This window comes from Jeotgalicoccus saudimassiliensis (assembly GCF_000756715.1).
GTDB classification, from domain to species: domain Bacteria; phylum Bacillota; class Bacilli; order Staphylococcales; family Salinicoccaceae; genus Jeotgalicoccus; species Jeotgalicoccus saudimassiliensis.
On record NZ_CCSE01000001.1, the window covers coordinates 1,785,623 to 1,797,851 of the forward strand.

Annotated in this window: 10 protein-coding genes; 7 read left to right on the top strand and 3 right to left on the bottom strand. The window is 44.5% G+C overall.

Annotated elements, in window-relative coordinates:
• The first annotated feature begins 51 nt into the window (after positions 1 to 51).
• Together fusA and tuf are read left to right on the top strand one after the other, a co-directional pair.
• Positions 52 to 2,133: an elongation factor G gene (gene fusA, locus RZ44_RS08865; RefSeq protein ID WP_035810523.1), complete on the top strand. Its 2,082-nt coding sequence runs from the start codon at positions 52 to 54 to the stop codon at positions 2,131 to 2,133.
• Between the two features lie 126 nt (positions 2,134 to 2,259).
• Positions 2,260 to 3,444, top strand: a complete 1,185-nt coding sequence (gene tuf, locus RZ44_RS08870) for an elongation factor Tu (RefSeq protein ID WP_035810527.1) — start codon at positions 2,260 to 2,262, stop codon at positions 3,442 to 3,444.
• Positions 3,445 to 3,516: 72 nt separating this feature from the next.
• Here the strand turns inward: tuf and RZ44_RS08875 are convergent, their stop codons facing one another.
• Genes RZ44_RS08875 through RZ44_RS08885 form a run of 3 tightly spaced genes read right to left on the bottom strand, consistent with a single transcriptional unit; the run spans position 3,517 to position 7,060 of the window.
• Positions 3,517 to 4,695 (bottom strand): M20 metallopeptidase family protein, encoded by a 1,179-nt coding sequence (locus RZ44_RS08875; RefSeq protein WP_035810529.1) that lies wholly within the window; start codon positions 4,693 to 4,695, stop codon positions 3,517 to 3,519.
• Positions 4,695 to 5,882 carry an amidohydrolase gene (locus RZ44_RS08880; protein ID WP_035810530.1) on the bottom strand — a complete coding sequence of 396 codons (1,188 nt, stop codon included), beginning with the start codon at positions 5,880 to 5,882 and terminating at the stop codon, positions 4,695 to 4,697. The genes RZ44_RS08875 and RZ44_RS08880 overlap by 1 nt, the downstream gene beginning before the upstream one ends.
• On the bottom strand, positions 5,873 to 7,060 hold the full coding sequence (locus tag RZ44_RS08885) for an amidohydrolase (RefSeq protein ID WP_035810532.1): 1,188 nt from the start codon (positions 7,058 to 7,060) through the stop codon (positions 5,873 to 5,875). The genes RZ44_RS08880 and RZ44_RS08885 overlap by 10 nt, the downstream gene beginning before the upstream one ends.
• Before the next feature lie 163 nt (positions 7,061 to 7,223).
• Here RZ44_RS08885 and RZ44_RS08890 point away from each other — a divergent pair, with 163 nt between their 5' ends.
• The 5 genes from RZ44_RS08890 (at position 7,224) to RZ44_RS08910 (ending at position 11,897) form a co-directional block, all read left to right on the top strand.
• Complete coding sequence (locus tag RZ44_RS08890; RefSeq protein WP_035810534.1) at positions 7,224 to 8,414, top strand: glycine C-acetyltransferase; 1,191 nt, start codon at positions 7,224 to 7,226, stop codon at positions 8,412 to 8,414.
• A gap of 33 nt (positions 8,415 to 8,447) precedes the next feature.
• Positions 8,448 to 9,404, top strand: a complete 957-nt coding sequence (locus tag RZ44_RS08895; protein WP_035810536.1) for an NAD-dependent epimerase/dehydratase family protein — start codon at positions 8,448 to 8,450, stop codon at positions 9,402 to 9,404.
• Between the two features lie 35 nt (positions 9,405 to 9,439).
• Positions 9,440 to 10,141, top strand: a complete 702-nt coding sequence (locus RZ44_RS08900) for an HAD family hydrolase (RefSeq protein ID WP_035810538.1) — start codon at positions 9,440 to 9,442, stop codon at positions 10,139 to 10,141.
• On the top strand, positions 10,134 to 10,616 hold the full coding sequence (tadA, locus tag RZ44_RS08905) for a tRNA adenosine(34) deaminase TadA (protein ID WP_035810540.1): 483 nt from the start codon (positions 10,134 to 10,136) through the stop codon (positions 10,614 to 10,616). Before RZ44_RS08900 ends, tadA begins: the two co-directional genes overlap by 8 nt.
• A 297-nt stretch (positions 10,617 to 10,913) precedes the next feature.
• Positions 10,914 to 11,897, top strand: a complete 984-nt coding sequence (locus RZ44_RS08910) for a nuclease-related domain-containing protein (protein ID WP_035810542.1) — start codon at positions 10,914 to 10,916, stop codon at positions 11,895 to 11,897.
• Positions 11,898 to 12,229: the final 332 nt, after the last annotated feature.

The window sequence follows — 12,229 nt, forward strand, 5'->3', positions numbered from 1 at the left end:
GCCTTTTAGTATTTAAATCTAATCCATTCCTGGAAGGAGAAAAGAATACTCATGGCAAGACCATTTACTTTAGAAAAAACGCGTAATATCGGTATCATGGCACACATCGATGCAGGTAAAACTACGACGACTGAACGTATTCTTTATTACACAGGACGTATCCACAAATTAGGTGAAACACACGAAGGTGCTTCACAGATGGACTGGATGGAGCAGGAGCAGGAGCGTGGAATCACGATTACCTCTGCTGCAACAACAGCTGAGTGGGACGGACACCGTGTAAACATTATCGATACACCCGGACACGTAGACTTCACTGTTGAAGTTGAACGTTCACTTCGTGTACTTGATAGTGCGGTTACAGTACTTGATGCACAATCAGGTGTTGAACCACAAACTGAAACAGTATGGCGTCAGGCGACGACATACGGCGTTCCAAGACTAGTATTTGTTAACAAGATGGACAAAATCGGTGCAGACTTCCAGTATTCAGTAGGCACTGTTGAAGACCGTTTACAGGCAAATATTCACCCTATCCAAATTCCGATTGGTGCTGAAGATAACTTCTCAGGAATCATTGATCTTGTAGAAATGAAAGCTTACAGCTACGGTAACGACTTAGGGACAGATATTCAGGAAATTGAAATTCCTGCAGATTACGCTGACAAAGCGGCAGAAGCAAGAGAATCTCTTATCGAAGGTTTAGCTGACGTTAATGAAGACGTTATGGAAAAATACCTTGGTGGAGAAGAACTTTCTGTGGAAGAACTTAAAGCAGCAATTCGCCAGGCGACTTGTGATGTTGAATTCTACCCTGCACTTTGCGGTACTGCATTCAAAAATAAAGGTGTTCAATTACTGCTTAACGCGGTAGTAGATTACCTTCCATCTCCATTAGACGTTAAACCAATCGTTGGTCATAAAGCGGATAATGAAGAAGAAGAATATATTGCAAAACCGGATGATTCTGAGCCGTTTGCAGCATTAGCGTTCAAAGTAATGACGGATCCATTTGTTGGTAAGCTTACTTTCTTCCGCGTGTATTCAGGTACACTTGATGCTGGTTCTTACGTTCAGAATACTACTAAAGGCAAGCGTGAACGTGTTGGACGTATCTTACAGATGCACGCTAACTCACGTGAAGAAATCTCAACTGTTTACTCAGGTGATATCGCTGCTGCAGTAGGTCTTAAAGACACTGGTACAGGTGACACTCTTACACAAGAGAAACTTAACGTAATCCTTGAGTCTATGGAATTCCCTGAGCCGGTAATTCACTTATCGGTTGAGCCGAAGTCTAAAGGCGACCAGGACAAGTTAACGACTGCACTTGTTAAGTTACAGGAAGAAGACCCGACATTCACAGCCCGCACTGATAAAGAAACTGGACAGGTTATTATCGGCGGTATGGGTGAGCTTCACCTTGACGTACTTGTTGACCGCATGAAACGTGAATTCAAAGTTGAATGTAACGTTGGTGCGCCAATGGTATCTTACCGTGAAACATTTACTGTACCTGCGAAGGTTCAAGGTAAATTTGCCCGCCAGTCTGGTGGTCGCGGTCAGTTCGGTGATGTTCACATTGAATTCACTCCAAACGAACAAGGTGCCGGTTTCGAATTCGAAAACGCAATTGTTGGTGGGGTAGTTCCACGTGAATACATTCCATCTGTAGAAGCTGGACTTAAAGATTCTATGGAAAACGGTGTTCTTGCCGGTTATCCATTAGTTGACGTTAAGGCTAAACTTTACGATGGTTCTTACCACGATGTCGATTCATCTGAGATGGCGTTTAAAGTTGCTGCATCACTTGCACTTAAAGAAGCGGCTAAAGTTTGTAAAGCTGTTCTTTTAGAGCCGATGATGAAAGTAGAAATCGTTATGCCGGAAGAATATCTTGGAGACATCATGGGTGACGTAACAAGCCGTCGCGGACGTGTTGAAGGTATGAACGCACGTGGTAACGCTCAAGTCGTTAACGCATTCGTTCCACTTTCTGAAATGTTCGGTTACGCAACGTCACTGCGCTCTAACACGCAGGGTCGCGGTACTTACACAATGGTATTCGATCACTATGAAGAGGTTCCTAAATCAGTATCTGAAGAAATCATCAAGAAAAATACTGGTGAATAAGTCATATACTTGATTTTTTAGAATAAATGCTTTATAAGTGTTGTAAGAAAGACTTCGAGGCGGGTTTGTCCCGTCCTCGGGTTTTATATAAAAAATAATGTTCTATATAAGGAGAGGTATTTTACAATGGCTAAAGAAAAATTTGACCGTTCGAAAACACATGCCAACATTGGTACAATTGGTCACGTTGACCACGGTAAAACAACTTTAACAGCTGCTATCGCAACTGTATTATCTAAGCACGGTGGCGGGGAAGCACAAAGCTACGACATGGTAGACAACGCACCGGAAGAAAAAGAGCGTGGAATCACAATCAACACGTCTCACATCGAGTACGAAACTGAAAAACGTCACTACGCACACGTAGACTGCCCAGGACACGCTGACTATGTTAAAAACATGATCACTGGTGCTGCACAAATGGACGGCGGTATCTTAGTAGTATCTGCTGCTGATGGCCCAATGCCACAAACTCGTGAGCACATCCTTCTTTCACGTAACGTAGGTGTACCTGCACTTGTTGTATTCTTAAACAAAGTTGACATGGTAGACGACGAAGAATTACTTGAATTAGTTGAAATGGAAGTTCGTGAATTACTTTCTGAGTATGACTTCCCTGGCGACGACGTTCCAGTAATCGCTGGTTCAGCTCTTAAAGCTCTTGAAGGCGACGAAGAGTACGAACAAAAAATTCTTGACCTTATGAACGCTGTTGATGAGTACATTCCAACTCCGGAACGTGACTCTGACAAGCCATTCATGATGCCTGTAGAGGACGTATTCTCGATCACTGGTCGTGGTACAGTTGCTACAGGACGTGTTGAGCGTGGACAAGTTAAAGTCGGCGAAGAAGTTGAAATCATCGGAATCACTGAGTCATCTAAAACAACTGTTACAGGTGTAGAAATGTTCCGTAAGCTTCTTGACTACGCTGAAGCTGGTGACAACATCGGTGCTCTTCTACGTGGTGTATCACGTGAAGATATCCAGCGTGGACAGGTATTAGCTGCTCCAGGTTCAATCACACCACACACAAACTTCAAAGCTGAAGTTTATGTTCTTTCAAAAGAAGAGGGTGGACGTCACACTCCATTCTTCACTAACTACCGCCCACAGTTCTACTTCCGTACAACTGACGTAACTGGCGTATGTAACTTACCAGAAGGAACTGAAATGGTTATGCCTGGTGACAACGTAGAAATGACAGTAGAACTTATTTCACCAATCGCTATTGAAGACGGTACTCGTTTCTCAATCCGTGAAGGTGGACGTACTGTAGGATCAGGCGTTGTAACTGAAATCCAAAAATAATAATTTTTGAATTGTTATAACTATACAAAAAAGAGCTGAGATTTTATCTCAGCTCTTTTTTTGTGTTCTGTTTTATTTTGCTCTTTTATCGAAATTCAGTACTGCTTTCAAGAGTGTTTCAACACCTGTTTTCATACCGTCTTCGTCGATGTCAAATAAAGGATGGTGATGCGGAATATCTGCCTTTTTGTCACTGTTGCTGACCCCTGTGTAGAAGTAGCAGCCGGGCTTTTCCTGAATGAAGTACGAAAAGTCTTCACCGCCCATTGCAGGACCGACTTCTTCAACACCCGAAACAAATGCGGCATTTTCTCTGACATTATCAGCGACATAGTCGAGCAGTGCATGATCGTTTTTCATGGAAGGATAGCCGTACATAATTTCAAGATCGGCATTAACATTGAAACTCGCGCTGATACCGAGACAAATTTGTTCGAGACGTTTCGCCACAATCTCTCTGACTTCAGGTGTGTATGTTCTGAATGTCCCTTTAATTTCCGCTGTGCCCGGTATAACGTTAAATACCGTTCCGGCATTGTAAGCACCAATCGTGACAACTGCAGAGTCGAGCGGGCTGACAGAACGGGATACGATTGTCTGGACCTGCTGAATCAGTGACGCAGAGGCGATAATCGGGTCATGGGTAACCTGTGGAGTTGCGCCGTGGCCGCCAAGCCCGCGTACCGTAATTTTAAATGAGTCTGCATTGGCGTACATCGTGTCGTAGTTATATTTAACCGTGCCGACCGGGAATTTAGTGGATACGTGCGTGCCGAATACGTAATCGACGCCTTCAAGCGCGCCGTCTTCAATCATTGCTTTCGCTCCGCCCGGCAGCAGTTCTTCTGCGTGCTGGTGTAAAAAGACGACATTGACCGGCAGCTCTTCTTTATGAGCTGTTAAAATTTTAGCCATCGTAATGAGCATGGCTGTATGTGCATCGTGTCCGCAGGCGTGCATGACACCCGGAGTTTTAGATCTGTATGGTACATCTTTTTCGTCGTGAATTGGCAATGCGTCAAAATCTGCACGGAGTGCCACAGTTTCGAAATCATCATTGACCTGCAGACGGGCAACTATACCGTTACCGCCGACATCCTGCCTGATCTCGAGACCGAGATCTTTGATCTGATCGTAGATCCATTTTTTTGTATTCATTTCCTGGAAAGAGATTTCAGGATGCTGATGCATATATCTTCGAAGTTCCACCATTGAGTCGTAGTGGTCATTGATTATTTGTTTTATATCCATTATCGGGACTCCTTTTCAAAATACGTAAATACAGATTCGAGCATAACGCTCACGGCGTTGACCATGCCTTTTTCATCGATGTCGAAATGGGCGTGGTGGTGAGGGAAATCTGCTTTGAAGCTCGAGTTTTTGACACCTGTATAAAAAAATGTGCCTGGCACGCGCTGCAGATAATAAGAAAAATCTTCTCCGCCGAGGTCCGGCTCCAGTCTGATAGTTTCATTGACTGTGGAAATTCTCGCTGCACTTTCGATAACGATATCGGTCATTTGATCATCGTTGACGACAGGCGGATAGCCTTTCATATAGTCGAGGTCGAATGACACACCTGTCGTTCTGACCAGTCCTTCAAGCGTCCGGTTCAGTTCTTTAATCATCGTCTCCTGCATTTCATGATTAAACGAACGGATAGTGCCGCCGATGGTTACTTCATCGGGAATGACGTTATGCTGATTGCCTGCGTTAAACATCGTAATGGACAGCACGACTGAATCCATTGCATTTGTCCGTCTCGTCACGGCATACTGCAGCTGATTGCACAGTGCAATGCCGGCAGCAACCGGGTCGATAGTATCGTGAGGACGTGAAGCGTGTCCGCCACGACCTTTCAGTTTAATAGTAAAGTCGTCGGGAATGCCTGTTGCTGTTCCGTATTTATAGCCGATCTTTCCGACGTCCAATGACGTTGATACATGCTGTCCAAAGATGGCATCGACACCGTCGAGACAACCGTCGGCAATCATCTGGATTGCACCGCCGGGATCTACTTCTTCTGCATGCTGATGAATAAAAACGATATTTCCTTTTAATTCATCTTTCATTTCGCTTAAAATCTTCGCTGCAGTCAGCACGACTGCCGTATGGGCATCGTGGCCGCAGGCATGCATAACGCCGGGTACTGTCGATTTGTACGGTGCATCTTTTAAATCCTGAATTGGCAGTGCATCGAAATCGGCTCTCAGAGCTACTGTAGGGAGCGATTCATCAACGATCAGCCTGCCGACCACGCCGCGTCCGCCGACGCCTTCACGCACATCGATATCAAGGCTGCGTAGGTAATTTGCGATGTATGCAGGCGTCTGTACTTCCTGAAATGACAGCTCGGGATACATGTGAAGGTGTCTCCTGTGCTGGACCATCTCTCCAAACTGCTTATTTACTGCCCTTTCTAATTTTCTTACATCCATCTGATCACCGATTCTTTTTCGAGAATTTTCATAAACATCATCAGTGCCGTTTCCATCGCGTCTTCATCGATATCAAACATATCGGTATGATGCGCCGGTGTTGTCTTCTTGTCTTCGTTTCCTGTTCCTGTATAGAAGAAGGCACCGGGTTTATCCAGGATAAAGTACGAGAAGTCCTCACCGATCATTAACGGATCTGCTTCTTTGAACGGCAGACCGAGATCTTTCGCCGCATCTTCTATAACCTGAGCTTCTTCTTCATGATTTATAACAGCCGGATAGCCGAATGAATACTGCAGATCAGCAGTGCCGCCGCGTTTTTTAGTGGTATATTCGACTTCCTCTTTAAAGATTTCATATATTTTCTCTTTAACTTCCTGTTTGAACGTACGAACGGTCCCGGTAATGCTGACCGTGTCCGGAATGACGTTGAACGCGTCGCCGCCGTTAACGCTGCCGACTGTAACTACTGCGTTGTCTATCGGTGAAATCTGACGGGAGACCGCTGTCTGCAGATTCGTAATCAGTTCTGCTGCGATGACGATCGGGTCGACTGTACGTTCAGGATATGCCGCGTGGCCGCCGGAGCCCTGAAGTGTAATGTAGAATCCGTCGGGACTTGCAATCATTGCGCCCGCTTTTGTCTGCACTTCGTGCGTATCAAACTGGCTCCAGTAATGCTGACCGTATACTTTGTCGATACCGTCGAGAACATTGTCCTCTACCATGGATTTTGCACCGCCGGGCTGTACTTCTTCGCCGTACTGGAAAATAAACGACACAGTACCGCTTAAATTGGCTTTATTAGCCACTACAGTGTCCACGAGAGCAAGCAGGGTACTTGTATGGCCATCGTGGCCGCAGGCGTGCATAACGCCCGGATTTTGCGATTTATAAGGAACATCTTTCTGATCCTGTATTGGAAGTGCATCAAAATCAGCGCGGACAGCAATATGAGGACTGCCCGTTCCAATGGAAGCAACGATACCGGCACCTTCGTTTACATCGTTTTTACCGACATTTTCACGAATGTTCAATTCAGGGTGCTGCTTGAGCTTGCCTAAAATAAACTGGTATGTTTCTTTCTCTTTAAATGAAACTTCCGGATGCATATGCATATGTCTTCTGTTTGTAACCATCTCGGGAAGTTTTGATGATGCGATATCTTTAATGCTCATGGTTGAACCTCCATAACTGTTTTCTATTCATATTATCAGAGCCGGGGGCACTTTAAAATATAAAATGCTTAAAAGTGAGAAAATTACAACAATATAAACAATTCGTAATCGCTCAAAGAAAGCGCTTAGATATGCTAAAATACTATGTAAGGAGGGGACGTAAATGTCACAGAAATTAGAACAGTATTTACAATCGAATTTAGAGTATTTGAAGGATAACGGATTATACAATGAAATAGATGTAGTAGAAGGTGCAAACGGTCCTGAAATCACAGTAGCGGGCAAGAAACTGATTAACTTATCATCGAATAACTATTTAGGTCTTGCAACAGATGAAAAATTGAAAGAAGCAGCGATTGAAGCGGTTAAAACTCACGGTGTAGGTGCCGGTGCGGTACGTACGATTAACGGTACGCTCGACCTTCACGTGGAGCTTGAAAAGACACTTGCAGAGTTCAAAGGAACTGAAGCTGCAGTAGCATTCCAGTCAGGTTTCAACTGTAATATGGCGGCAATCCAGGCAGTAATGAATAAAGAAGATGCGATTTTATCAGATGAACTGAACCACGCATCGATTATCGACGGATGCCGCTTATCAAAAGCGAAAATTATCCGCGTTAACCATTCGGATATGGACGATCTCCGCGCTAAAGCGAAAGAAGCGGTGGAATCGGGGCTATACAAAAAAGTAATGTACATTACAGACGGTGTATTCTCGATGGACGGGGACGTTGCAAAACTTCCTGAAATCGTTGAAATCGCCAAAGAGTTCGACTTAATTACTTATGTCGACGATGCACACGGCTCAGGTGTAATGGGCAAAGGTGCCGGCACGGTTAAGCACTTCGGTCTTGAAAAGGAAATCGATCTGCAGATGGGTACTTTATCGAAAGCAATCGGAGTAGTCGGCGGATACGTTGCCGGTTCACAGGATTTAATCGATTACCTGAAAGTAGCGGCACGTCCGTTCCTGTTCTCGACTTCATTAACACCGGGAGATACGAAAGCAATTACAGAAGCGGTTAAAACGCTGATGGCTTCAACTGAACTGCACGATAAACTATGGGAGAACGGTGATTACCTGAAAGCCGGCCTGAAGGATTTAGGCTTTGAAATCGGCAATTCCGAAACACCGATTACACCTTGTATTATCGGTGATGAGAAGAAAGCCCAGGAATTCTCGAAACGTCTGAAAGAAGAAGGCGTTTATGCGAAGTCAATCGTCTTCCCGACAGTGCCTAAAGGTACAGGTCGCGTAAGAAACATGCCGACAGCGGCACACACGAAAGAAATGCTCGACAACGCGCTTGAAATTTACGCTAAAGTTGGCCGTGAAATGGGAATTATCAGCTAAACCACAAACTTTTTTGAATAAGGGGAAACAATCATGGAACGAATTATAGTTACAGGGGCGCTCGGTCAGATTGGAACAGAGTTAACCGTTAAATTAAGAGAGATTTACGGTGAGGACAACGTTCTGCCGACGGATATTAAAGAACCTGTGGATTCACCGCTCGAAGGCAAAGCTTTCGAAATTCTGGATGTTACGGACCGTGAAGCGATGGAGCGCATCGCCCGTGAATTCAAAGCAGATACGATTATGCATCTGGCGGCACTGTTAAGTGCCACATGTGAAAAGGATCCGATGCTGGCGTGGAATATTAACATGGGCGGTCTTGTAAACGCGCTGGAAACAGCACGTGCACTGGACATGCAGTTCTTCACACCAAGTTCAATCGGTGCCTTCGGTCCTGAAACGCCGAAGGAAAATACACCTCAGACGACAATTCAGCGTCCGACAACGATGTACGGGGTAAACAAAGTATCGGGAGAACTGCTGTGTGATTACTATTTCGAGAAATTCGGCGTAGACACTCGCGGCGTGCGTTTCCCGGGGCTGATCTCACACGTGAGAGAACCGGGCGGCGGTACGACGGACTACGCTGTTGAAATTTACTTTGAAGCGGTGAAAAACGGCAAGTACACGTCATTTATCGGCAAAGATACATTTATGGACATGATGTATATGGATGACGCAATTCAGGCGATTATCGACCTGATGGAAGCGGACGGCAGCAAGCTTGAGGACCGTAACGCATTCAACGTAACAAATATGAGTCTTGAACCGGAAATGGTGGCGGCATCGATCCGCCGTCACTACCCGGATTTCGAATTAAACTACGATGTGGATCCTGTCAGACAGGGTATCGCTGAAAGCTGGCCGGACAGCATCGATGCATCTGAAGCGAAACGTCAGTGGGGCTTCAACGCAGCTTTTGATTTGGATAAAATGACTGATACAATGATAGAAGCGATACAGAGTAAGAACCGGGCCGGGAATTAATAGCGATGCCCCGTCCGGTTCGTGGAGGGTGACGAATGAACCGTATACTTTTATACGACAAGGATGGGACACTGTTAAATTTTCATAAGCTGTGGACACCGTATGCCAAAAAGTGCATCGATAAATTCTCTGAAGATTTTAATGTGCGGCACAGAAAACCCGAAGTTGCCGAGAAGCTGGGCTATGTCGACGGAGAAATTAAAGCGAACTCGACGATAGCCTCGGGCACCGGCAGTGATATTCATGCTGTCTTTGAATCGATTGAAAAAGGCGGCGGCAAATGGGCGAAGGATTTTTACGAATCCAATCTCGGGATGCTCACTGACGACATGGAATTAATCGACGGAGTAAAAACTGCGCTTCAGCACGGTTTGTCAAATGGATATAAAAACGTCATCGTAACGAGCGACAGCAGGGATTCGACGTTAAGATTTATCAGGAAATTTGAGCTCGAGCCGTATATTTTCGATGTAATCTGCGGCGATGACAACGACTATCACAAACCGCAGTTCGGTTTTATAAAGGACTTTATCGACAAGCACGGCTATCCGATTGAGGAACTTGTCATGATCGGCGACAATGCCGCTGATACTTTGCTCGGATACGATGAAGGACTTTATACAATCGGTGTACTGAGCGGCACGGGGCAGCGCGAACATCTCGCGGGCGCCGACAGAATAGTCGACAGCATTAAAGACTTATACGATGCAGACGGGAAGTTTATACTCGATGCATGATGTGTATATGAGAGCGGCAATTGAAGAAGCAAAGAAAGCAGAAGCGCTCGGTGAAGTGCCGATCGGTGCGGTTGTCGTCAAGAACGGTGAAATAATCAGCCGGGCACATAACCTGAGGGAAACATCACAGAATCCGGTAACCCATGCAGAACTGCTGGCCATCCAGTCAGCAGCGGAAGCAGTCGGATCATTCCGGCTCGAAGATTGCACATTATACGTCACGCTTGAGCCGTGTGTCATGTGCTCCGGCGCGATAATAATGTCACGGGTGCCGCTGGTTGTATACGGCGCGCCGGACCCTAAAGGAGGCACGGTGGACAGTCTGATGCATCTGCTTGACGAACCGCGCTTTAACCACCGTGCAGACGTGGTGAGCGGCGTGCTGGAGGATGAATGCAGTGCGATGCTGAAAACTTTCTTTAAAAACTTAAGATTACGCGCTAAACAGAAAAAGAACTCCCGGACAGGACCGTGATAAGCGGACCTGACGGGAGTTCTTTTGTTTGTGGTGTGGTTCAGTTTATGGGTGATGAGCTGTTAATCGCTCTAATATATCGGGCTTTAAACTTTAAATATATCAGGAATCGAGCAGTATTTATATAGAGTTCGGTGAAATTCACCATCCATTTAATACCAGTAATCAGCATGTTTGTGTAATATTACCATCAGTTTCGTGAAAACTGCTAAAACATAACTTTTTTAAAAGGAAAACGCACTTTTTGCCTATATATAGGGTAAGAGGTACTTTTTTAATTTTAAAGGAGGGGTTTAAATGTTTTTAAACAAACGCGGTATGCCAATCGAACTTTTATATTACAATGCACTGTCTTCGAGAAAAGATTTTAACCGTCAGGAGCAATATGAAAAAGAAAAATTGCAGAAAGGTTACGAAGGTGAGTGCAAGTATGATCAAATTCTGGATGAAGTCGGTCACGACAATATTTATATCATCAGGGATGTTTATCTGAAGACAGGAAATACACATACTCAATATGACACGATAATTATTTCGGAAAATAGAGTAGTTATTAATGAAATCAAAAACTTTACAGGAGACTATCACTTTGAGAACAACAGGTGGTACAGAAATAACAGAGCTGTAAATGATAATGCATTTGCGCAGCTCGACAGGGCGAAGGGTAAACTCATGAACCTGATGGATGCATCGGAGATAAATGTAAAAGTTGAAGCGGCATTAATATTTCCGAGCGATGATGTGAGAGTAATATCTGAAGATCAGCGGATATGGCAGCACACGATTGTGCGTAATCACCTGAGAAAGTACCTGCGCCAGTTTCATAATGAACGCGTTGGAAATAAAGCTAAAAACATCGCGAATATTATACGCAATGTTATTGTGGATAATACATATTTTTCGGAAACGGCTGATATTAATCAGCTGCAGCGCGGATTATATTGCAGCGAATGCGGCAGCTTTAATTTGATAAAGAAACGATTTCAGTACGCTTGTCAGGAATGTGGAACTATTGAAAGCCTGGATTCGCATTTACTACGCGCTATGTATGATCATAAATATTTGTTTTACAATCAGCCTATGACTCAGCGTTCGCTCACTTATCTTATAAACGATGAAATTAACAGGAGTACCATCTACAGAGCTTTTCAGAAGTATTGTTATATAAATAAAAAAGGAAATTATACAAATTACACATTGAAATACCCGGATTTGGAAGAAGCTTTAGCGATGCATCGGAAAGTGCAGCGCTATAGAGATAAGTTAGCTGCTAAAGAATAGATATATATATGATTTGGATTTCTATGAACGCGCTTCATAGGAATCCGTGGTGTTTAGAAGTTCTATGAATGCTGCTCATAGGACTCCGTGTTATTTAGAAGTTCTATGAATGCTGCTCATAGGACTCCGCGGCGTTTGGAAGTTCTATGAACGCTCTTCATAGGAATCCGTGGCGTTTGGAAGTTCTATGAATGCTGCTCATAGGAATCCGTGGTATTTAGAAGTTCTATGAATGCTGCTCATAGGAATCCGTGGCGTTTGGAAGTTCTATGAACGCTCTTCATAGGAATCCGTGGCGTTTGGAAGTTCTATGAACGCTCTTCATAGGAATC